The 21549-nt window shown below is 55.2% G+C and carries 27 protein-coding genes; 17 read left to right on the top strand and 10 right to left on the bottom strand.

Annotated elements, in window-relative coordinates:
* Window positions 1-79 precede the first annotated feature (79 nt).
* The gene (locus tag NKI32_RS28390) at window positions 80-682 is read left to right on the top strand and encodes a hypothetical protein (protein ID WP_353004680.1); all 603 of its coding nucleotides are present in this window, start codon (window positions 80-82) and stop codon (window positions 680-682) included.
* Window positions 683-691: 9 nt separating this feature from the next.
* Window positions 692-1135 (top strand): hypothetical protein, encoded by a 444-nt coding sequence (locus tag NKI32_RS28385; protein WP_353004678.1) that lies wholly within the window; start codon window positions 692-694, stop codon window positions 1133-1135.
* Window positions 1136-1172: 37 nt separating this feature from the next.
* On the opposite strand, the gene NKI32_RS28380 is transcribed toward NKI32_RS28385, so the two are convergent.
* Both NKI32_RS28380 and NKI32_RS28375 read right to left on the bottom strand, forming a co-directional pair.
* On the bottom strand, window positions 1173-1817 hold the full coding sequence (locus NKI32_RS28380; RefSeq protein ID WP_353004676.1) for a hypothetical protein: 645 nt from the start codon (window positions 1815-1817) through the stop codon (window positions 1173-1175).
* 18 nt (window positions 1818-1835) lie between these two features.
* The gene (locus tag NKI32_RS28375) at window positions 1836-2972 is read right to left on the bottom strand and encodes a transcriptional regulator (RefSeq protein WP_353004675.1); all 1137 of its coding nucleotides are present in this window, start codon (window positions 2970-2972) and stop codon (window positions 1836-1838) included.
* Between the two features lie 357 nt (window positions 2973-3329).
* On the opposite strand from NKI32_RS28375, the gene NKI32_RS28370 reads away from it, so the two are divergent.
* From NKI32_RS28370 to NKI32_RS28360, 3 genes are read left to right on the top strand one after another with little or no spacing between them, the layout of a single operon-like run.
* Window positions 3330-3941 carry a hypothetical protein gene (locus tag NKI32_RS28370; protein ID WP_353004674.1) on the top strand — a complete coding sequence of 204 codons (612 nt, stop codon included), beginning with the start codon at window positions 3330-3332 and terminating at the stop codon, window positions 3939-3941.
* Between the two features lie 52 nt (window positions 3942-3993).
* Window positions 3994-4323: a DUF3768 domain-containing protein gene (locus NKI32_RS28365; RefSeq protein WP_353004673.1), complete on the top strand. Its 330-nt coding sequence runs from the start codon at window positions 3994-3996 to the stop codon at window positions 4321-4323.
* The gene (locus tag NKI32_RS28360) at window positions 4323-4973 is read left to right on the top strand and encodes a hypothetical protein (protein WP_353004671.1); all 651 of its coding nucleotides are present in this window, start codon (window positions 4323-4325) and stop codon (window positions 4971-4973) included. Before NKI32_RS28365 ends, NKI32_RS28360 begins: the two co-directional genes overlap by 1 nt.
* Here NKI32_RS28360 and NKI32_RS28355 read toward each other — a convergent pair.
* The gene (locus NKI32_RS28355; protein ID WP_353004669.1) at window positions 4930-5151 is read right to left on the bottom strand and encodes a helix-turn-helix domain-containing protein; all 222 of its coding nucleotides are present in this window, start codon (window positions 5149-5151) and stop codon (window positions 4930-4932) included. The two genes, NKI32_RS28360 and NKI32_RS28355, sit on opposite strands and share 44 nt — an antisense overlap.
* Between NKI32_RS28355 and NKI32_RS28350 the strand changes: the two genes are divergently transcribed.
* The 5 genes from NKI32_RS28350 to NKI32_RS28330 all read left to right on the top strand — a co-directional run bounded on the left by NKI32_RS28350 (window position 5150) and on the right by NKI32_RS28330 (window position 9586).
* The gene (locus tag NKI32_RS28350) at window positions 5150-5887 is read left to right on the top strand and encodes a DUF4339 domain-containing protein (protein WP_353004665.1); all 738 of its coding nucleotides are present in this window, start codon (window positions 5150-5152) and stop codon (window positions 5885-5887) included. The genes NKI32_RS28355 and NKI32_RS28350 overlap by 2 nt on opposite strands.
* Complete coding sequence (locus NKI32_RS28345) at window positions 5884-6393, top strand: superinfection immunity protein (protein ID WP_353004663.1); 510 nt, start codon at window positions 5884-5886, stop codon at window positions 6391-6393. The genes NKI32_RS28350 and NKI32_RS28345 overlap by 4 nt, the downstream gene beginning before the upstream one ends.
* Window positions 6394-6885: 492 nt before the next feature.
* Entirely contained in the window at window positions 6886-7596 is a 711-nt protein-coding gene (locus NKI32_RS28340) for a hypothetical protein (RefSeq protein WP_353004661.1), read from the top strand.
* A 44-nt stretch (window positions 7597-7640) separates the two neighbouring features.
* Window positions 7641-8825, top strand: coding sequence for a YcaO-like family protein (locus NKI32_RS28335; protein WP_353004658.1), 1185 nt, complete (start codon window positions 7641-7643; stop codon window positions 8823-8825).
* Window positions 8822-9586 (top strand): TfuA-like protein, encoded by a 765-nt coding sequence (locus tag NKI32_RS28330; protein WP_353004656.1) that lies wholly within the window; start codon window positions 8822-8824, stop codon window positions 9584-9586. Before NKI32_RS28335 ends, NKI32_RS28330 begins: the two co-directional genes overlap by 4 nt.
* Here the strand turns inward: NKI32_RS28330 and NKI32_RS28325 are convergent.
* On the bottom strand, window positions 9567-11456 hold the full coding sequence (locus tag NKI32_RS28325) for a TPR end-of-group domain-containing protein (protein ID WP_353004654.1): 1890 nt from the start codon (window positions 11454-11456) through the stop codon (window positions 9567-9569). The two genes, NKI32_RS28330 and NKI32_RS28325, sit on opposite strands and share 20 nt — an antisense overlap.
* 315 nt (window positions 11457-11771) lie before the next feature.
* Between NKI32_RS28325 and NKI32_RS28320 the strand changes: the two genes are divergently transcribed.
* The 4 genes from NKI32_RS28320 to NKI32_RS28310 all read left to right on the top strand — a co-directional run bounded on the left by NKI32_RS28320 (window position 11772) and on the right by NKI32_RS28310 (window position 14888).
* Window positions 11772-12230 carry a Ros/MucR family transcriptional regulator gene (locus tag NKI32_RS28320; RefSeq protein WP_353004652.1) on the top strand — a complete coding sequence of 153 codons (459 nt, stop codon included), beginning with the start codon at window positions 11772-11774 and terminating at the stop codon, window positions 12228-12230.
* Entirely contained in the window at window positions 12124-12759 is a 636-nt protein-coding gene (locus NKI32_RS31640) for a sunset domain-containing protein (protein WP_502898008.1), read from the top strand. The genes NKI32_RS28320 and NKI32_RS31640 overlap by 107 nt, the downstream gene beginning before the upstream one ends.
* Window positions 12760-13207: 448 nt before the next feature.
* Window positions 13208-14455: a hypothetical protein gene (locus NKI32_RS28315; RefSeq protein WP_353004650.1), complete on the top strand. Its 1248-nt coding sequence runs from the start codon at window positions 13208-13210 to the stop codon at window positions 14453-14455.
* A 70-nt stretch (window positions 14456-14525) separates the two neighbouring features.
* Window positions 14526-14888 carry a hypothetical protein gene (locus NKI32_RS28310; RefSeq protein WP_353004649.1) on the top strand — a complete coding sequence of 121 codons (363 nt, stop codon included), beginning with the start codon at window positions 14526-14528 and terminating at the stop codon, window positions 14886-14888.
* Here NKI32_RS28310 and NKI32_RS28305 read toward each other — a convergent pair.
* The gene (locus NKI32_RS28305) at window positions 14861-15172 is read right to left on the bottom strand and encodes a helix-turn-helix domain-containing protein (RefSeq protein ID WP_353004647.1); all 312 of its coding nucleotides are present in this window, start codon (window positions 15170-15172) and stop codon (window positions 14861-14863) included. The genes NKI32_RS28310 and NKI32_RS28305 overlap by 28 nt on opposite strands.
* 152 nt (window positions 15173-15324) lie before the next feature.
* Between NKI32_RS28305 and NKI32_RS28300 the strand changes: the two genes are divergently transcribed.
* Window positions 15325-15879, top strand: coding sequence for a hypothetical protein (locus NKI32_RS28300; protein WP_353004645.1), 555 nt, complete (start codon window positions 15325-15327; stop codon window positions 15877-15879).
* Between the two features lie 668 nt (window positions 15880-16547).
* Here the strand turns inward: NKI32_RS28300 and NKI32_RS28295 are convergent.
* Complete coding sequence (locus NKI32_RS28295) at window positions 16548-17246, bottom strand: thermonuclease family protein (RefSeq protein WP_353004643.1); 699 nt, start codon at window positions 17244-17246, stop codon at window positions 16548-16550.
* A 207-nt stretch (window positions 17247-17453) separates the two neighbouring features.
* Between NKI32_RS28295 and NKI32_RS28290 the strand changes: the two genes are divergently transcribed.
* Window positions 17454-17846, top strand: coding sequence for a hypothetical protein (locus NKI32_RS28290; RefSeq protein WP_353004641.1), 393 nt, complete (start codon window positions 17454-17456; stop codon window positions 17844-17846).
* Between the two features lie 101 nt (window positions 17847-17947).
* Here the strand turns inward: NKI32_RS28290 and NKI32_RS28285 are convergent, their stop codons facing one another.
* The 3 genes from NKI32_RS28285 to NKI32_RS28275 all read right to left on the bottom strand — a co-directional run bounded on the left by NKI32_RS28285 (window position 17948) and on the right by NKI32_RS28275 (window position 19241).
* Complete coding sequence (locus NKI32_RS28285; RefSeq protein WP_353004639.1) at window positions 17948-18256, bottom strand: hypothetical protein; 309 nt, start codon at window positions 18254-18256, stop codon at window positions 17948-17950.
* A 33-nt stretch (window positions 18257-18289) separates the two neighbouring features.
* Window positions 18290-18586, bottom strand: coding sequence for a hypothetical protein (locus tag NKI32_RS28280; RefSeq protein WP_353004637.1), 297 nt, complete (start codon window positions 18584-18586; stop codon window positions 18290-18292).
* A 130-nt stretch (window positions 18587-18716) separates the two neighbouring features.
* Window positions 18717-19241: a hypothetical protein gene (locus tag NKI32_RS28275; RefSeq protein ID WP_353004635.1), complete on the bottom strand. Its 525-nt coding sequence runs from the start codon at window positions 19239-19241 to the stop codon at window positions 18717-18719.
* Window positions 19242-19430: 189 nt separating this feature from the next.
* Between NKI32_RS28275 and NKI32_RS28270 the strand changes: the two genes are divergently transcribed.
* A complete protein-coding gene (locus NKI32_RS28270; protein ID WP_353004633.1) occupies window positions 19431-19730 on the top strand; it encodes a helix-turn-helix domain-containing protein in 300 nt (99 codons plus the stop codon).
* Window positions 19731-19788: 58 nt separating this feature from the next.
* Here NKI32_RS28270 and NKI32_RS28265 read toward each other — a convergent pair whose 3' ends face one another.
* Window positions 19789-21390 (bottom strand): recombinase family protein, encoded by a 1602-nt coding sequence (locus tag NKI32_RS28265; protein ID WP_353004631.1) that lies wholly within the window; start codon window positions 21388-21390, stop codon window positions 19789-19791.
* Between the last annotated feature and the right edge of the window lie 159 nt (window positions 21391-21549).

Below are 21549 nucleotides of genomic sequence, written 5' to 3'. Positions count from 1 at the left end.
TGCGGCTGCTTGGACATGTACTATTGACACCTGTCAGGAATAGATGTATATATGACGGGTGTCGCAGATGGAGGATCGCATGCCCGCAAAATTGGATGCCCTGGAATATCAGCCACAGAATTTTCGTGATCTGGCAGACACCGAACTAGGCAAGGAAATTTGGGCTTATCTGAAGGAGTATGACAACCAAATCAGGATGGAAACAGCTACTTTGCTAGAGCGGGCTGCGGTGGAACCGTTGGCGGCAGGCCTTATTGCTGAGTTTGGTGAAGACATCTCAGACGACCGCGTGAAGCAGATGATAGGTCATATGGTTAGGCAGGTAATGTTTGCACTCGGGTTTGAACCGGAGCGTTCAGCCCTGCGCATAACTCGTCCTAGCCTGTTCACAAGCGGGACGACCTATCGTCTCGTAGGTAGCGATCCTCGGACTATGAAAATCACACGGGAGCAGCGGGAAGCTTGGGTTAAGAACACCAAGAACAGCGCGTTCAACGTGTGGCTCAACAAGCAGGTTCGAGATGAAAACGGCGATCTGCTTCTGGAACGGCTTTATGCCGTAGCCAAAAAATATGGCATCGAAAAACGCTATGACAAACTCAATCCAGGCCAACAGCGCATGAACATCGGCGTTCAGCTGCGCAAACTGGTTGATCCCAAAGAATACGAAGCCAAGGCCTGAGGGGAAAACATGTACACGATTGACAAACTGAAAGCCAAAACGCTCGAAGAGCGTGACCAGATCTACAAGAACTGCCTCAAGAAGGGCGGACCCGAAGCGGAGGCTATAATTGAAATGTTGAAAGCCACAGGATCGCCGTATCAGAAGGACCAATCTCTCGCCCACGGCGATCCGACGTATCGGGCTATGGAGATCATCATCAACAACCCAGAGAACGTCGAGAAGATGTTGGATGCTGCGGCGAAGGGTCGGCCTCCGCTAGAAGCGGTCGATCCATTGATCAAAGCGAAGCTCGGCAAAGACTACGGCTCCCACAACGACGGGACTGTCACGGCTGGGTATCTGGTTGGGCAGAAGATGTACGCGCTCGATTACGAAAAGACTGGTGCACTGCCCATAGTCGGCTGCGTAGCCAAAACCGCAGCGACGTTTCGCAAGCGAAAGACGGGTTGATCGGTCGACGTAGGCGCGACCTACGCGGTCAGGTTGGTCACCCGATGCCGGTATAAACCGTCATTCGTCCGACCTCGTCCAAGTCAATAAATGCCCGCTTCCCGCGTCGGCCGACCGCCATGAAAACCAGTCGATCTTTATGATGCTCAAGCAGTCGTAACGCCTGCCCAGAGGGGTCGTAGTGGGTTATGTCCTCACCACCGGTCTCTTTAAATCCGATGCTGTCCAGAAATTCCTGATTTGCCTTGGAGACGGCAAATGTTCGTAGGCGGCTGGAGCGCTGAGCCGCTCCCCACATCAAACCTATCGCTACGAAGGCTGCTGTGATTGCGGCACAGACCAGTGCGGTTGCATGGAGCCCAGCGTTTGGCAGGGTTTCATCGTACGTCAGGTATCCAAGCAAGCAAAAAGCAAGCCCAAAGCCCAAGAGAATGAGACAAATGCTGCCAACAAAAGTTACAAGAAGACTAGCAATCGGTCCTCGATCATGGCCTCTTACCAGTGCCCGTCCACCGACAACCGGGAGCGCAACAGCGCCAAACAAGGCGACGGCAACCAGAATGACAGCTGAGCTCCGTTTGGTCGTTTTCCAAAGGTCTCTGCCAATTGATAGGCCGTAGCCTGCAACTGCTGCGCTACCGACTCCAGCCGCCACGAGCGCTAATGTAGACCGCTTCGCCAATCTCGACCCCTCCCAACCTCAGCGTAGCCTTCGCAAGTTGCGGACAAACGCAAACACTGACCAGACCGCACCAAGCACCCACACTACAGCGTAGATCACCGCGCCAATGATTGCATAGACCAGCTTGCCCAAGTAGATGCCGCTCTTGCCAAGCAGACGAATTATAGGTGACGAGCGCTTTCCTGCCTTCTTAGCCAACATCCCGTAACGGGCTAGGTCTGTCGGATTGTCCGATTTTGACAGCGCTTGAAAAGCAGCCTTTAGGCCACCGCCGTAGGCTACAGTCGAAACTCCACCTGTAAATTTCGCCACCTCTTCCAACTCTTCTGGCCGAAGAACCCCATTGAATTTTTTCCGAATAGCGTTGGTGTCTATGGGGCCGATTTCACTGGCTGCAGCCTTTAGCCTTGAGAAATCCAAATCCTCAATCTCCCTGACAGATATCTTGTCTCTCAGGCGCAAGATCGAACTGATGCTTGGCATTTTGAACAGTGGGTCGGCCGTTGAAAGGGGGCTTTTCAACGCGTCCAAGTCCACCAAATTGGCAAACGTTTTCTTGAGGAAGCGGACCATCGGGGCGGTCAGCTTCTTCGCCTTGTTGGCATTTTTCACAACTGAAGTGCCAACGTCTAACGTCCCCGTGCCGGGTACCACTGTCAGAATGCCGAAGACCGAAGCGCCTAGGGTAATCCGGTCATAATCTTCGCCTTTGATCGCCTTCTCACCTTCGATAGTTGCGTCCCTTATGTCGCCAAAGCCAACGTAGTCCGCGAGGATCGCTCCGGGCACACTGCCAAATGTCTTGACGTTGCCCGACAAAAAGCCGGAAACAAAATCATTAGCATTCCGCCATCCGGCTTGAAGCATTCCTTCTTTCGTTCGCGCGATCAGCTCGGAATTGAACGTGTGGCCTTGCTCGGTTCCGATCTCGACGAGCTTGGTTGCGTCGGAGAAATCCTTCTCAGCAATCGCTTCCTCAATCTTCGCCGCGATCTCATCGGTTGAGAGCCAGCGGAGCCTGAAGTCAGCAATCGAGATCGGCTCGCAGTAGGAGAATGCTAGCTTGGTTGCCCCGAACATCGGGGAAACAAAGTAAGCGACAGCGGTTGCGACCAAGCTGCTCAGCGCAATTGTTCTTCGAATGCCAGCTATCACGCATCGCCCCGCCCTGTTCCCCAAGCAACTATGCATCAAAGGCGCGGCGATTGCATCGCTTAGCAGTCATTTCGGCAAGTGAATTTCGCACCCATCCAACTTCACCTCGGTGGCCGCCAAACTAGCTCTTTTAGTGGAAAGCCTTGACAAGAGGCATATATTCCTATATACTGGAGCTGTTCGAATGGCTGCCTTTTGCGGTCGAAACGACCAAATAGGTGGGTATTTGCGCGATTTCAACATAGGGCTTCGACCCCCGTTTTTGCCGCCTTCGGCTTCACGCCGACGCCACCGATCATCATCTGAAAACTCAACCAAAGGGGCCTTCGGGCCTCTTTTTCGTTTTGGAGCCAATGAATGACCAACGCCGCTGTTTCTGCCGGTGCTGCTTCCGCCTTGCCCGCGCTGATCGTCCTGGGCTTCGATGATGGGGGCAAGGCTCACGCTTCATGGTTCGATGAGGCCGAAACCGACGTTGCCGAGAAGGCCGCAGGTATGATGGGGATGGCCGCGCTTCGGGCCTCGACCGACGAGTTGCGCGACTTAGCAGGCAAGCTGCCACACGGCCGGGTGTTCGCCTCTGGTAAGGCCTTCGTGCCTTTCGTGAAGGCGACGATGTTCGACAAGATCGCCACGCACTTGCCGAGATCCTATAGGTGGCCGGTCAAAGCCGCCAAGCCCGCAGCTGTGAAGCCCAAGCCCGGCAAGAAGGCATCGGCCGTCGGTGCCGCCCAATCGGGTGATCCAAACGAGGGCCTGACGATCCCCGAAGGGTTCGATAAGATACTGTTCGGCTCGTTGGTGCTGGCCTGCGAAGATCCCAACGAGGGCTGGTTTCATGCGCACGTGATCCAAGTCAGCGCCGACGGTCTTTTCACCCTCAAGTGGCGCGACTTCCCTGATTGGCCGGTCATCGTGCGTCGCACCCATCATCTTGCCCTGTTGCACCCCCGGCATGCTGAACGATGATCAGCAACTCAGCTCATGCCTGTTCGCCTGATCATCAACAGCCGGATCAACGATGACCGACAAAGCATCAGAAATTCGCCGCCTTAACGATGCCTTCCGCCGCAGCTTCATCGGCGGCCATGTCGTGGTCACCAGCGGCGTGGCTGCTCTTGCTGATACCGAACGCCGGGCGCTCCTGCGCTCGGTGCGGGCCTTCGAAGCGTTCGACAGCGACAACGATCCTTATGCCGAGCACGACTTCGGCGCCGTCGACATAGAGGGCTCGAAGTTCTTCTGGAAGATCGACTACTACGCGCCGGACATGCAGTCGGGGTCGCCTGACCCGGCAAACCCGGAAGTGACGCGCCGAGCGCTGACGATCATGCGCTCGGACGAGTATTGATGGTCGCGAGGATGAATGTTGCGACCACCACTCGCCGGGCCGTTGTCCTGGCCCTGCCAGCGGTGGCATCGTTGCCGCTGGCCTCCGGCGGCGCCTCGGCTACCATATCGGTCCTGCCTGTCGAGCTCCAAGTGGACCGGATTGCCCGGCTCGCCCACGAACTGTCAGAGGCGTTGAACGAGCTTGATGGCCGCAAATCGTTCGTGACCGTCTATCCCTCGGACTATGTCGAAAACCCCGTCAGGCACGGCGACATAGAGGACGCCATGGACGCGGCCGACACTGTATCGCCGGGCCTGATCGATGCCATGGTTTCGCACTGCGCTGCCAGCGCTGCGGTCGTCCAAGCAGCACGGCAAGCAGACACTGTCGCGCTTGACCGTGAGGTCAGCCGGGCTGAACGGCGCAGGCTGGAACATGCCAGTGACGTTGAACGCGACTTGTTCATGGCGCTTTGCCGATATCCTGCCCGGAATGATCCTGAGCGCCATGACAAGGCAACCTACCTGCTCGGGTTTTGCGAGGGCGACGAGCTCGAACGCGAACATGTAATCGCCATCTTGCAACCCATGAGACCGACGGTTGAAGAAGTCCCCGGCGCTGGAACTAACGGTCTTGATCGTCGGGCATCACGAGCTCGACATGGCTGACGCCAAGTGCCTTCGCGATCTGAAAGAGCGTTTGGACAGTCGGGTTGCGCTTACCGTTCTCGAGCCCGCTGACGTACTGCTGGCTGACATTGGCGCGCTCAGCGAATTGCTCCTGCGTCAGGCCACTCGCGGCACGTAGCCGCGCGAAGTTCCTCCCGACTAGTTTGCGCATATCCATGCGAAAGCAATCGAGGAAAATCGTCGTTGAGTTTATCAACTATAATATGTATCGCATCTTTGCTAACAGCGACATGAGAAGGGGGCTTATGGCCGACTGGTACTACGAAGAGAATGGAGCGCAACGTGGGCCGCTGTCAGAGAGCGACCTCAACTCGATGCTCGTCAATCATCTGCTGCCGCCAGACACACTGGTTTGGACGGAGAGCTTGGGCTCGAGTTGGAAGCCTGCTTCGCAAACGCATCTTGAAGCCGCGCCGCAGCGGGTAACGCCGCCACCCCTACCGAAGTCAGAAGCCGCGCCACCGCCCTTACCGGCAGCAGCTGCCCCTTCTCTGGGCAGACAGGTCACCGTCTCTCCCATCCCCGTGCCGGGCGGCATCCCAACGGAGAAATGGGCAATGTGGCTTGCCTGCCTGCCGCTCATCCTCCTCGCCGTCGAGATCGCGTTCGTATCGGCCGGGTTCGATCCGTATGGGCACAACCCTCAAGCAGGCGGCCTTTCGATTTGGACAGGCATCGCTACGATCTGGCTGGCGTACAAGGATGCAAAGGCGGTCAACAACGCGGGCCGCAACCCGCAACGCAAGTGGCTACTACCCTTTATTCTGCTCATGCCACTCGGCTATTTCATTCGCCGCTGGTATGTCGCTGCGACCCCGCTGACACCGCTTTGGATCTGCATAGTGAGCGCGGTTGTGTACGTGATGGGTGTCGGAGCGCTGACGGCACAATGAAAATTAGCTGGGGGATATCGCGCCTTGCCGCAATTTCGACCGCCACCGTGCTGATGTCTAGCAGGGCGTGGGCAGCCGACGAGAACCTCAATGCGGGAACCGCAGCCTTCGCGATCTTCCTACTGCTGATCGCAATCGTCTATGAGTTGCCAGCAATCATCGCCTTTGTTCGAGGTCATCCAAACCGCTGGCTGATCCTAGTGCTCTGCACGGCGCTCGCTGGCACCGGTATTGTTTGGCTAGGCTGCCTAATCTGGGCGTTCAAGGCACTGCATATTAGCGTTGATGCAACCGGCTCGAATGGTGGCGAATCCGGATTGAACCTGCTGGCAAATGACGTTCAGCGGGTGCGATTGGAAAATCCATCGGCCATACAGCCGTCAAGCATCCAGCCCGGGCATCACGACGCCGTCGACAAACTGGAGCGCCTAAAGAGGTTGCGCGACGATGGCGTGATCGACGATACGCAGTTTCGGCGCATGCGTGACCTGATTGCAGGCGGCTAACGAATTCGGTTGTGCTGGCTGGCATAACACGCAAGCGTTGCAATCGCCGAACTACCGAAAAACCGCCCCAGCTCAGCGCCTCGATAGGTGTTTTTCGGGCCGCACAGGGGCCGCCAGCGCGCGAAGCTGCCTGCGGGCTCGCTGGGTGGGCCGAGCCTCGGCTGCCGGGCCACGCCTCGTCGCAGCCAATCGAAAAAGCATTCAAATTTCACCTTGGGCAGCCACTAATTGACCACCCATAAGCTCTTCAGCTCGTGGCCAACTGCCCAATCAGATGAAGCGTCTTTCTCACATCTCGCCTCATATGGAGTCACGCACCATCTTAAATTCGTTATCGATCATGGCCCCGAAAACGAAACATTCATCTTTGATTCTCGGCGTCGCGCCAGATGGCCGAGAGTGGATGTTCGTTGACGGCAGAGGCCCACGTCAGTACCTTACTTTCAGAATTTCCGTTGGTATCTAGTGCCAACATTACAAGGGGGGGCGTTTATGAGCGATGCTGGCGACGCAAATTTCTGCACTGATTACCTTGCCACCGACGCCGAGGTCAAAAATATGATCGCTGCGGGCAAAGAGGAGTTTTACATTCAGTACAACAACTGGATAAATGCCTCAGAGCCGTCGAAGCCATCCGTTATGCTCGCTATTTTCGGCGCGATTGATGATGCCGAACGAAAATTGGATCTCGGTAAAGGTTCCAGTGGCTCGGGCGGTGTCTACAACCGACACTGTGGTGTATTCAATGACTTTGTCATGACATATAAAGCTGCTGGCGCCGTATATGATCAACAATATGCACAAAGTCTGCCTTTCTTTCGGACGGCCGGTGGCGGGAATCCGAGCCTTGTTGCGTTTAGGGTAGCTTTGGCCAAATATTTTGCTGGGCTTACGCTAAGTGAGGATGAGATGTATACTATAAACGGCGCGATGTTCGTGCAGGTGGACATTGATCCCGTTATTGGTTCGGGAGACAAGAGGCTGTTTGCGATTCCAGCGTATGCCCTTCTAGCTTATGATGTGAACTTGGACGATGCCGCGTGGGACCTAATTGATCAGCGCGTGGGAACGGCCCTCAACGCAGTCCGTGGCAACACTATCAATGTGACAGGCGCTGTCCATCTGAGGCTGGGCGACGACAATTTCCCGATCTACAAGCCTATTGTTATAGGTGATGGCATGGTCGTGATGGGGCGAGCCTGATCGCGGAAACATCCGAAACGGAGTACGGCTCGGTAGCATGGCCGTTGGCGCTCGCTGAGGCCGATGAGTTTGCGATCATTGGCAACCCGCGCATTTGCCGATCGAAGGCCACAATTAAGGCCGCGCTCCGCCTTGCAACTGCGGCTGGCATAACTCGCGTCGCAGACATTAGTGGCCTCGACGATCTAGCACTTTGCGTAGTGTCGATCGTCCGCCCGAATTCGGCGTCTCTTAGCGTCTCATCAGGAAAGGGCCTCGACATCCAGAGCGCTTGTGTGTCGGGGCTTATGGAGGCCCTCGAACTCTATCACGCCGAGACGTTTGCGGAATGGATCCCATTCGCCGAGATTCCGGATGGCGTACATGTTCCGCCTCTGGCAGCGTTGCCGAAGGCGTCGCTTCGTGGGACGCAGCCTTCTCGTTGGCCGAGAATGTCGATAGGTTGGGATATCGTATCCGGCAAGGTGACGGCCGTTCCTTTCGATCTCGTTCATGCCGATTTTACGACTGAGGCATCATCTCAAGGCGACGGTTTCATTGTCAGTAGCAACGGACTAGGCGGCGGGGTCTGTTACTCGGCTGCCGTAATACACGGACTATGCGAAGTCATTGAAGGCGATGCTATTGCAATTTTCCAGGCCAGCAGGCCTGAGCGATATTCACAGATCCTCTGGGACACAGTTTTGGACCCCGGCACGAGACTTCTATATCAAGCCTGTTCCATCGCGGGAATCGATGCGGTCGCATGGGACATTAGAACCGAATTAGGTGTACCGACCTATTATGTTCGGCTTGTCGAAAGTCGAAAGGACCCTCCCACCTTGATACAAAGTGCCACTGATGGTTCGTCGTCCCACCTCAATGCCGAAGTCGCCTTGAGGGGAGCCCTAATGGAGGCCATCCAAACTCGACTGATGCTGATTTCGGGTGCCCGCGACGATATTCGTCCCCGCTCATATGTGAATGGGCCGGGAAATTCGATTCAGTGCAGAGAAGTAGTGCCATTTCCGGCCGAATCGGCAAGTCAACAAATGACTGACGACGAAGCAGTTGGCAGGCTGGTGGAACAAGTAGTTCGAGCTGGTTTTCCGCAGGTCGTGGTCGTCGATTTGCAAAGCATGGCGAAAGAACTTTCGTTCGTTCGAGTTGTTGTACCCGGCTTGGAGGCGTATCCGCATTCTGTTGACTACTCCCCCGGTTCGCGCGCACTCGCAGGTCTCAACGAATGAAGGTCGCCATTTTCTCCGGTCCCACAATGCGAACCCGGCAGGTCGATATCTCGTCGGTATTTGGCTTTGAGTCGCGACCACCAGCCAAGCGCGGTGATATCTATAGGGCTGTCGTGGGAGACGGTGTATCGGTGGTCGGACTGATCGACGGCTACTTTGGCAGTGTTCCTTCCGTCCTGCACAAGGAGATACTATCCGCAATGGCCAAAGGCTGCACGGTATTTGGCGCGGCCAGTATGGGTGCCCTAAGGGCGTCCGAACTACACTCGTTTGGCATGATTGGCATCGGAAATATCTTCCATGACTTTGTGTGTGGCCGTCTGGTTAGGGACGACGAGGTAGCCATCGAGCATGGGCCTGAGCAAGTTGGCTTCGCACCCGCTTCTGAGGCCCTCGTCAACATTCGCTACACGCTCGCTAACGCTGTCACGTGCGGTAAAATTTCTGATCGCGCGTCAGATGAAGTAACTGAAATGGCCGCAAATACACGATATTCTCGTCGTACTCTTCTCGGCGCTCTCCACCTATACAATCAGCGCCGCCCACATGAGACAATTTCGGAAGAGACAATTGGTTGGATTTTGGCAAATAAAGTCGATCAGAAGTTTCGAGACGGTTCAGCCCTACTTAATGCTATCCGGGAGTTTACAGCGGGAGATTGTAACCGAGCGCAGACGGACCTCGATGTAAAGCAAACCAGATTCTTTACCGATTTTCGCGCTACAATGGACAACTCTCTGGTTAGAGACTTGGTATATTAGGAGACTGGGCCGGTATGGCGTTCTGAAGTGACAAGGCTAGCCGTTGTTCAATGCTAATTGTCAAAGATCTATACCGCTTGTGATTGCGAAGTGGCTCAAGGTCAAGGTCATTCGCCAACCATCGGCCGAACTCAGCTGGCATCTTGGGAAGACACGACTCCAACAGGCTGAGTGCCTTCTCCCGTTCGCCTGCCTGTGCCATGGCGCACGCAAGGTTGTATTGGTCGGTCAGGTCATCTGGTTCGATAATCAGCGCGCGATCGGCCCATTCGAGCGCTCGTTCATTGTCTCCCAAGCGAGCCCATGCGAGCGCACCGTGCGCTAAGGCGTTAGCATTGTCGGGCCGGGCGGCAATCTCCCTCTCTATGCGCTCAAGAGCTCGATATGTTGTAGTAGTGAACTCGTCATTGCGCCCCAAAGATCGCTGCGCCAAAGCGAGAAGGTTCAGGGAGCTATGGTCCGACTCCAATAGTCGCGCTGCTTCTTCAAAGTGTTGCAGCGAGTCTTCATGCCGTCCAAGCTCAAGGTAGGTGATGCCAAAGTTGTGGTGAACGTCAAACGAATCTGGCTCTAAACGCCGAGACTCTTCATGGGCGCATAAGGCCGCTTCGAACTCGCCTCTTTCGGCGAGAATGCGGCCCATCGCAGCATGGGCTTCGGCGAGGGTGGGATCGAGAATTGTAGCTTGCTGCGCTGCGTCTAGTCCGGAGTCGGTCGCCCTACCGCTCTGGTGTAGATACGATAAGCAAAGGGCGGATAGCGCCCAAGCTCGTGCATAGGACGGATCGACTTCCAAGGCGCGGCTGCAAAAACGGAGTGCGATCTGATAGTTGCGAACGCCTCGCAATACAAAGTACCTACGCCCCATGAGATAGAGACGGTACGCCTCTGAATCGTATGTTGAGCGGAATTCTAAGGCCCGTCGTTCAGTGGGCAGAAGCTTCACTCGAAGAGCAGCTACGATCGCCTTTGAAAGCTCGTCTTGAATCTCGAAGACATCTTGTAGGTCGCGGTCATAACGCTCGGCCCATATGTGCGTATCCCCGACTGCATCGACAAGTTGAGCACTTATGCGAATCCGCCCCCCAGATCGCCGAACGCTGCCCTCCAATAGATAACTTACTTTCAAACGTTGGGCGATCTGACTCACGCTGTTCGTGCGATCCCTGAATGCAAAGGCGGTGTGACGCGAGAGAACATCAAGCGCGGAAATCTTGGACAAATCGGTGATGATGTCTTCTGTAATGCCATCGCTAAAATAGCCTTGCTCCGGATCTCCGCTCACGTTTGCAAATGGCAGCACTGCAATCGTGATTTTCGAGTGCACCGAAGAGGCTGCGGTCGCTGAGTTTTGCTGGCCACGCCTAACCCGGAATACACGAACAGTTTGGCTAATGTTTTTCAGATCTTTGACGCCTATATCGTCAAAGTGGAAATCGCCTTTGCCGCGCGCTTGGCTAAAGACAGCCTCAGATACGAAAACGGTGCCCGGTTCCGCGATTTGCTGCAGGCGTGCAGCTATGTTCACACCCTCTCCAAAAAGGTCGTCGTTCTGAACAACTACATCGCCGAGACTGATCCCTATCCGATAAATGATCTTCTTGTCATCGGGCAGATCGCCGTTCGCGGCGATCAAGGCAGTCTGAAGTTCGATTCCGCATTCGACAGCGCCGACAGCGCTGGCAAACTCGAGAAGCACGCCATCGCCAATCAGTTTGACCACGCGGCCCTTGTGGGTCGATACCAGAGGCTCGACAATCGTGCTGTGCCGCGTTCTCATAGCGGCGATTGTCGCCGCTTCGCTTGCTTCAACCAGACGACTGAAGCCAACGATATCGGCAAAGAGGATAGCCGCTAGTCGGCGCTCCACGTTTGTACTCCATTTCGGCAATGTTCAAATCGAGCTTACGCTTCGTGAGCGGCCCGCAGAAGTGAAAAAGTCACATCCCCGCTAGCGCTACACGGCTTCGGATTTGAGTAGGTCGAAACAGCATCGACTGATTGATTGGTGGGACGGAAGGGATTCGAGCCCTTCGTCTGCCGCGCCTGCGCAGAAGACCATAGTCGACTAGCCATGCAAAGCGATGTCATCGAAGTCATTGGGTGGAGGAAATAGCATCTCCCAAGGTTGCGCACTTTCCGTTTCCTGATAGGACGGACCGAAACCAAGAGGGAAAATCGAACAATGGCAACCGAGAGTGAAGCAACTACAAGCGCGCATTTGTTGGAGCTGACTGCAGATATTGTAGCGGCGTATGTTCAAAAGAATGCAGTGCCGGTTACTGGGCTCCCTGATTTGATCGCCAGCGTGAATTCTGCACTGCTGGGGATTGGGCAGCCTGCGAAGGAGCCGGAGCCCGAACTCGTCCCCGCAGTCAATCCGAAGAAGTCGGTGTTTCCCGATTACATCGTGAGCCTCGAAGATGGGCGCAAGTTCAAATCTATGAAGCGCCACCTTGGCCTACTGGGCATGACACCTGACCAGTACAGAGCCAAGTGGGGTCTTGCGAAGGACTACCCTATGGTGGCACCGAGCTATGCGGCCCAGCGATCAGCTCTCGCAAAATCCATTGGTCTCGGCCGCAAGGCTGTTCCAGAAATGCCGCCGAAGAAAGCACCAGCAAAACGGAAAGCTAAGGCCTAGACACCAGTCACTATCTGCAACTTCTAGACTTCCGCTCCTAGCAGACGCATTCTCCCTCGAGAGGGCGATGGGCAAAGCAGTTCATCCCAAATGGACAGGACGGCGAAGGTTATGGTGGCGCTCGCATCGCGCCACTCGCCTTGTGGTGGTTCTTGCACTACTTGGGTTTACGTCCGTCGCCTACTTTGCGACCGGCGATCAGCACCAGCTCCCGCGGGTCCATTCGTCCGGCACGTCACCGAGCAATGTCGCCGCGCGGAAGGTGGGCTGCGATATCAAGGGGAACATCAACGAACGTGGGGAGCATATCTATCACATGCCGGGCCAGGAATATTATTCAGCCACGCGCCTAAACCCAGCGCGAGGGGAACGCTGGTTCTGCTCCCAATGGGAGGCTTGGTGGGCTGGGTGGCGAAAGGCTAAGTATGATTTCAATGAGCAAACGGATCGGATCCCTAATCGCGATTGTGTTCGCGTTGTCCGTCCTGTCGACGCGGCTGGAGGCAAGCCAATGCTTCGACATCTCTAAAGGGGGAGCCTGATTATCTATCGGGACTTCTCACCTATCGGATATTCCCCGGATCGCCAAATTTCGAGGATGTGACGAAGGGAGATGCCCCTGAGCCAGCATACATACTCCGTCTTGACTCACCCATTTGTCTGACGGGGGATGAGTTCATAAGCGAGGCGAATGAATTCTCGACGGTTCAGCTGTCGGGAACGCCCGCGACCGAAGCGCTACTTCGCTCGCTAGTTGGAAAGGATGTTGGTGTCCGTCTGACCGAACAAGCGGGGGCGATCACTGCTCATCACCACGCGCCACTCCTTGCGACGGCCGTCGAAGTCAATTTGAGCCAGGATACTACTGAAGAGGGCTCGATGCTGGTTAGCTGCAACGGTTGCTTGAGATGCCCATAGATTGCCGTGATCGCGGCTGCAGAAAGGGGACCACGCCTCCGCTTTTCCGGGATTACGTATTGCGCAGCCTGAACGCCGTCACCCTGCTCAAGAGCATAGTAGAATGCTCTCACAGTGGTGGCTGCGGTCCCATACTTAAAAAGGCCTCTCGCCCGACGAAGCATTTGGGCATTTTTGATGTTGGAAAACGGTCGCAATTTAGTAGAGTCTTTGGACGTGTGGCGTGGGGAGTGTCTGTGGTGGTTTGGCGTTCGTTTATTGCTTCTGGGCTATGCATGCTTGGGCTGCTCAGCAGCGCTGAGGCTGCCCCCCTTTTTGAAGTCAATTCCTGGATAGGCTTTCAGAATTACGATGCCACAGGGTGTATCATGATCTCACCCTTTCCGGACGGAAAAGCCGGGCTGGCAGTGGAGATGGCCGGTTCGGATGACATCACGATTGGTGTTCGCTGGATCGAGGCGGACTACTCAGGAATGATGGGACAGGACATTCCCGGCAAACTTCTTGTCGATGGTGACCCGCCTATCGAGGTTGTCGGACACTTCGTGCAGAAGGACTACCTTCGATTCTCCTCTGAACGTAAGGGTCTGCTTAAGCATGTATTCACCGCTGGACGGTCGATGAGGCTGGACTACAGGGATGGAGGCTGGGTTGCCGCCCCCCTCAGAGGCACTACAAAGGCAGTGGAGCGACTTGCCGCTTGTGCCGACAGGCAAAGAACGGCGGCGCAATTTGATCCCAAACCATCGTCGCCTCAAAGCGCAGATAGCACCTCCAAATCCGAACAACCCTCAGCCTCGCCCTTTCCATCGTTCATTGGCGACAAAGGCTCACTCGTTAATCAGCAGTCTTTCCTCTCAATATCTCTTGGGGACTTGATCACTAAAGAAAAACTTCAGGCAATATTCCCTATGACTGACATCGAGTTTCAGATGTACACGGAAGATGGGGAGTGTGCCGACGGCTGCTATACCATTGGGAGTAAAGACAAGGACGCGCTTAGCGCCTTCTTGAAAGTTAACAAGACCGGAAATTTGTTAAGCTTCTCGTTTTCTGGAGCCTCAGTGTCAGACTCCAATGGCAATAAGGCTGGTCAGCTTTTTAGTGACATCAAAGCATTTCCGGATATAACGTGCGACAGCGGTGACGTAATGACGTGTTATGGAGCACCTGACGCCGTGCAATACATCAATCCAGACGTTTCTTGCGACCTTAAAGACGCACTCACAGAGACGGCGCAAGGTATGTATATTGTTAAGAACCGTGGCTGTTTTAAAATAACATCTTTTCAATTTTATAGATATTAAGCTTGAGGAGAACGCTCACCTTTGGCCTTAGAACTTTAGTTGGCCCACAAGGTGCGCGAGGAGGAAAGGCGTGACCTTCATAGAGCAAGCCTATTACCCGCGGAGATCGGAAGTGAAAGTCGGAGTTTATTTTCTCGTTGCCTACCTTGGCGCCAGCGTCGCCGCAAAGGCAGATACCTTTGACTACCGATGCAAGTTTGGCGTCAAAACCTATTCCCTCAAGGTGAATACCGAGGCAAACACCCTCGAATGGAGGGGCCAGACATACAGGATAGTCAAATCCAGTTCTGACAGTGATTATAGCGTATGCGCCAATTACGGATGGCACGTGGAGGGTGACGGCACGTCTTTTGATTTCTGCACCGCCACTCAGGGATATGCAGACATCCAGAAGGACGGAGAGATTCAAGTGCAATGCGATATGAAGAGGTGATTGGCACTTGAGCCCAACTGCCCGAGTATCGCGACGAGAAGGAAATCAAGGTTAGCCAATCTGCAGGCGTCAAGCATCTCGCAAATGCGATAGACTTGCTGCCGCGAGAAGCCAACTGCCTTCGAGATTGCGGCAGCTCCTTCGCCGCCTCGGTGGAGTTGCAAAACGCGATTCCGGTCGAGTCTCTGGTTGCCGCCCCTAATAGACACCAGTGGCCTTAGCCGCCGCCGTTTGGGGGCGGTTTTGATCGGGCGCGCTGGTGGCCGCGCCTGCACCGTTTGCATTGAAGGTCGCCGCCAAGCTGCCAAGCCCTTAGCACCCGCTATCGACAAACGATGTCTGCCCGCGCACGAGCAAAGATAGGTGGTCCATCTTGACCCCTCTAAACATTCACGATATAGAGGGGCGATATCTAGCACCTAAAGGAGATCGGCAGATGCCTCAACCTAAGTTTCGTCTTGGAAAAGACCCACTCGGCAAAATGACTTGGACCGAAGTCATTTCACGACTGCATGAGTTGTCGGGGACTTACGCTGATCACGTGCTAGACGACGATGACATTGCTCCCGCTCGAGTCCAAGTGTGGGTCGTATCTACCGGCGCATCGGGTGAGAGCAAGTTTGCCTCGGCCAAGATGCTTGGCTATGCCTCCAGCGTCGCAAAGTACCTCAAAGCGCGAGAGCGTGGCGATGCGATGACCGGCGTGGATGCGGTCACAGCATTGCGGATGAGAGGCTTCGTCGATTGCGAGTGTGCTGCACATCCGAAACTCGACAGGCAGTTGACGAAATGGTTGAGCCAGATGGGGAGCCATCCTCGCTCCGCCTATCGCTTCATGATCCACCGTGTGGACCTTGCTCGCATGTCCAAACGGCTTCCAAAGATTTGCGCCTTGTTTGGTGGGTTGGACAGCACCGAAAAGAAAGTATTTGCCGACCTGCTCGCCAACGATGAGGTATCGAGCGTTCTGGAGCGGGATTCAGTCCTCTAGGTCATCTCGTCCAAAGCAAGCCGCGCAACGTCAACTCCAGCCTAGTAGGTGGAAGGCGACGGTCAGTCAGACTGCTCGGGGGGCGTTCCCCGAGACAGTCCTCTTCCGTCGTCGCTTGGCTGGGGGCCAGCGCCCGAGCAATTTGCGCGGGCCAGCATCCCTCGGATGGGTAGCGTTCAACGTGCCGCGCGGCTAGTGCGAAACCTCGCAGACACAAGTCCGAACTGCTTTGTCTGAGCGGAGCACGATATCGTTGCAGGGCCAGCAAACGGATCAGTAAATGTACAGGAACCGGATGCCCGATCCGCGCCCAGCAACTGACCTAAGCCCGACCCGATGTTGACGAATGTCAACGGTAGGCGAGCTGTAGTCTTGTTACCCACTACCTTCCGGCCATTTCCCTGAAAACTGATTATCCCACCAGTTCGGAGAGAGAACATGAAGGACACATCGCCTCGACCGTTGACGTTTGCGATCTCCCCTTTGCAATCCGCTGTGAAATTTGTCTTTCCAATGGAAAGGTGTAGGCATTTGCCCGGAAGTACCATCGTTCCATCGGCGCCCGGATTGTTATCTGCCAGCGCTGCACCGTCACCTACCATCACTGACAGTGCCGTTAGGCCGAGCCGACAAAGAAATGAGCGTTGCTTCATGCTTTCTCCATTAGATTAGCACAGAGTCTCGCATGCGACGCCGTCGCCATCACGGTCCAGCTTGCGACCCCACGAGCAGTTGTGCAGATACCATTGAGCTTCGTCGCAAGAACTGATCTGCGAGCAGTTTCTCCTCGGCTCACATGAAAGCCCGCTCTGTGCGACCAGCTTACGGCTGATGATCCCGAGTGGTTGCCTCGGGGGCGCTGCTCCATAAGCATGTTCCGCGCGCCAGTCCCAAGGCACTTGGAAGGCACCTACCCAGAGGCCAACCTTAGCCGACTTCGCCTTCGCCTGCTGCTCGGCATACGCGCCATGGCTATAGCGGGGCCAATCCACAGCTTGACCATGTTCGACCATCCATGAAGCAACACTCACGCCGTCGGCGCGTCGGCAATCACCGACGAACCGGCCATAGCGGTCCCAAGTCACGAATGCGCATTGCACCGGCTTAGATGCCGCAAGGAACGCATCCAGAGCTTCGGCCGAGCGGCGGCCACATGGATACTCAAAACCCTTGGCGTCGTCGCAGTACTGACGGCTCTCCGGGGCGTCGATCCCGTTGAACCTGATGCGTTGGCCGTGAACCTCTACGGTGTCGCCATCGATAACAGAGGCAACGCCGGAGAGTGCGTTCGGCTGTGCTCCTGACCACCTCGACAGGCTGATGTCAGGGACCCAATCTTTGTGGTCGTGAACGACCGACTGGATCAACCCTGCTATGGCGGCAATAGTCACAATGATTAGGCGCAACGTCACATATGGCCAGCGACGAAGTCGAAATCCTCGTCTGCCAGCGCGTCGCCGCCAACGGTCTGATTGGTTATTGTGTCGATAACGGTCCAAGCCCCTACCCCTAGGAATGGCAAAGCCATCAATTCATGCTACTTTGGTTGGCAAAACAAGAGGGGGCAAAGAAAGATGCTCGAAATGGGAGAAGAGACTGCGAAACGCATCGTTAACGCCATTGCAGTTGCAATAGACGGAAAACCATCGTCTGCGAAGACATTCAAGTCATCGCCGCACAAAGATTTAGGGTCATATAGCGATTGGGCTCAGGACGACAACAACAGCAAGTTCGACACAACGCGAACTCGTGCGCTTCTGATTTCGTACCTTGTATTTTCTGGAGGCCGCATCCCCCTGCTTGGCATCCCAATCGGCGAAAAGTGGTTTCGGCCAGACAAATGGGTTGCAGGCGCGCTGGTGAAGAAGGGTTTCTTCGACGTCGATGAAGCTGCGGGCGAGTTCGTGGTCACGCCAGCCGGATGGGAATATGTCGCCGAAACCCTTGAGACGCACCTCAAGGGATGAAACGAGCGGGGGCCGACTAGCCGGACTTTGAGGATACCCTTCAATCGGCGGCTATCGCACCACTGGCATGGCGTCGAACGGTGCGCCCAATCTCGGCGGCGCTATTTCCGAGCGTCGTAGTGCGCGAAGACAGCTTCGATCATATCAGCAGCCATCTCCTTCTGCTCTTCGGTGGGAGGATTTGCTTGCTTGAAATCGATTTGGCTCGGCAGTCCGTCCTTGTTGACGACTAAGAACGTAATGTCTGGCGTCTCCTCGCTACTAATTTGATCGAGAACTGGCTTCCAAGGTCCTTGAGCAGGAATGCCGACCGCCTTTCCGAGCACTCCGTACCTTATAGTCAGGCGCTGCATCGCGCAGTGTTTGAGCACGGCTCGAACGGCCTCTTTTTGATCAGCATATGGGATCATTCGATGGCCCTCTGTGATTTAGGTGATCGCAGTTCATTCTGATTTGTAACGGGCTAGTGCAATTCGGTCCTCGGGAGAGACGTGGATTGTAATCCCGTTGTACCCACCATCTGATATCGCAGAACGAACGACCTCGACCTTGAACCCGAGATCATGAGCAATGTTGGCGAAAAAATACTGCTGAAGCTCGCGGGGGTCATTAGCGATGAGGCGATTGACGTGATTCGCAACACGTCGGGCAAGTGCGATGGCATCGGCACTTTTGAGCTGGAGATCGCGCTTACCGCCCCGGTAACGTTTTACGTGCGGCACCAGCGGCAGGATTGCCATGCTCTTCACTCCTTCGGCCCTGTGAGCACCTGCGGAGAGCTACGCCTTGGTTCGACGATTGGCGCCCGTCTTCTTTGTGCTTTTCGCGGCACGTTTTGCCGACGCCTTGCGCCCAAGCCTGCCGGAACATTCAGGTCGAGCCTAGGGCGTGTCGCAGGTTGGCTAGGTCCGAAACGAGTCGCCCACCAGTGGTCTGGAGCGACTTGACTATTTGGTCAGCCTCGTTCTGTTCAATAACAAGAACTGTGCGTTGCGGCTGTTTTGATCGGAACGCAAGCGTCCGCAGTACGAGCAACCAATTCCCTTGTCGGTCAAGCACAACCTTACCGACACCGTGGGCCAGCGACGAGCGCAAGCCCTCATGTTCACGGAAGGCCAACAGCGCTGCTGCAGATGCCTTCCCTTTCGAAGCAAAAGCCCCGGTTGGTCCCATTAACGTCGCCAATTCTTCGAAGCGCTGTCCGACCAGATGAGGTAGTTTCACCACAGCATCACCCTTGGGCGCATTTGCCAGCAACAACAGCGTCTCGCTGACGGCCGCCTCACTCCGCGCGAACATGTCGAGGCAACGTCCACGCCATGCGTTTGCAGCGGTCAGCGCATTAAGCCACTGATCGTTTCTTACAGCAGGAATAGTGGTCGTTTCGATATCCATTTGGGAATAGATAATAGCAGGCGACACTTACCAGCAAGTGCCTATGGGCAAGTTTTGATAGCCATCTGTACTCAGTGCCGACATTTGCGAAAGCGACGTAAGGCATGCTCGTGTGTAGGCTAGTGAGGGCGCGATTGAAGGCGGCCGAGAAGCACTACCGCGAAAACTATGGGAAAAAGGACCGAAGTCATGAAAGAAGAAATCACCGCGGAAATGAGCAGCGGCAACGTGTTTGCGGACCTGCGCTTTGACAATCCCGAAGAGGAATTGCTTAAGGCCAAGCTGGCCCGCGAGATCCGCGCCATTATCAAACACCGCCGCCTGACTCAGGCGAAGGCGGCTGAGATGCTTGGTATGAAACAGCCCGACGTCTCCGCGATTGTCACCGGCCGCACGGGAAAGTTCTCTATCGACCACCTTGTCCGCTGTCTCGAATCGCTCAATCGGGCTGGAAAGGTCGACGCGGAAGACAACGCGGAAGGCAAATAGACATCACCTCCGACAGCCTTTTTAGTTGAACCGGGTGGAGGGCCGACATGCGCTTGCTTTAGCGTTCAGCCGTCTTCAAAAGCGCCCTCGCTCTTTTCAGCGCTGCCGAGCGGGACTCTGATCGGGTGGTTGGGAACCCTGCCAACCCATAGGCCTGGAGCATCGAGCCAAATCGCGATCTGAACACACCAGCCGCAGGAAGGTCTGGGTCCGCATTGATGAGAGCGGAGGTGATATATCCGAAATTTGCGTGTAGCCGTCGGAGTCCATCGAGAAGTTGATCATTCGTTAGTCCCCACTTAAACTTGCAGTGAGGATGTGCCGTCGCCCTTTTCATCCCCGCACGAACGGACTCAGATATAGTTGAAGGAAAGCCTGCCCGCGCATAGGCCCGCATTAACGAACCAAATCGGAACGTGAGCACACGAGCCACTGGAAGGTCTGGGTCTGCATTGATCATTTTAGCTGTGACATATCCGAACTTGGTATGAAGTCTTCGTATCCCGTCGATTAGATAGTCATCCGTATATCTGAGACCTTGCTGCCAAAGGCTTTTATATCCAACGAGTTCATAGCATGCTACGAGACTACCAAAGTGGTTAACATACGAACTCGAGGAAGCAGTGTATGAACAGGCATCAATTATTCCCTGAGAGAGCTTTCCCTTCTCCCTGAAAAGCCTCCTCAACCTATCGATCATGTCCGGCTTCGCATAGGCATTGCCGACTTTGCGTCTCATCTCCTGTTGGACCTTCGCGAATTGTTTTGGGTCAACAATCGGATCCATTACCCGCGTTCTGATCCATAGGTCGGGAGGATTTGGTCTGGACGGCCCTTTCATCCGCCGCGTTCGTACGTTGTAGACGTAGTATCCTATCATCAACTCGCTTGTGAGCAGGGTTCTGACGCGCCTCTGGGTCCAAGCCTGACCGTGTGTTGAAGGGACACGTTCAAGGTTCAGTCTCCAGGCGATGGTTGTCGTTGTTCGATGCTGGCTAACGAACATCCGGAAAATGCGGCGCACGGTTGTGATTTCATCCGGTGGACCGGGCACAAAGACGACGCGATCTGTGCTTAGGCCTTTTTGCTCGCCTAGACCGAGGAGAAATCGATGCTCTCCATCTTCGCTGACCAGCAGGCGTCTTACGCCGTAGAGCACCCCACCGCCCTGCCTAAACCCAAGACGTGCTTGCTGGGTTTGCGCCCTTGAGACTTTTGTAGACAGTTCGCGGCTGTACTCACCGGCCATCACCCGCTTCAGATTCTTAACGATCATCGAAACCATGCTGCCGTCGTTCTCGAATGGTTCACCGCAATACTCGACCGCGACCCCGGCGTCCCGACAGATGAATTCGTAATGCGCGGATTGGTCCGTATCCTGAAAGCGGCCCCATCGGCTGACGTCTAAAACGAGAATGGCAGAATAGGAGTGTTGGCCAGTCACAACGTCAGCCAACAACTGCTTCAGGCCATCTCTTCCCCTCAAGGTTAAACCACTTTTACCGGCATCGGCGTAGGTATCAATGATAGCGAACCCTCGTTTTTCGGCATACTCCCCGATGGCAGCGATCTGGTTCTCTAAAGAATACCGCTGGTTCTCGGTCGACATGCGAATGTATTGCGCAGCCGGAACACGGAGATCGCTTGTAAGCTCGGTCACTATAGTGCCTCCGCGCGAGCCGATTTCTAATGCGGCAGGAACGACGCTGATGATTACAAGCGCATATTACTCCTACAACGTGCTTGAGCAAAACGTTTTGAGCGGTCGATTCAGGTGTGCCTGCCATAGCCGAGGATAGCGCACCCAGACGGCGGGAAG

It is taken from the genome of Mesorhizobium sp. M0761 (assembly GCF_040320205.1).
GTDB lineage: Bacteria > Pseudomonadota > Alphaproteobacteria > Rhizobiales > Rhizobiaceae > Mesorhizobium.
This window is presented reverse-complemented; position numbering and strand designations above follow the sequence as displayed.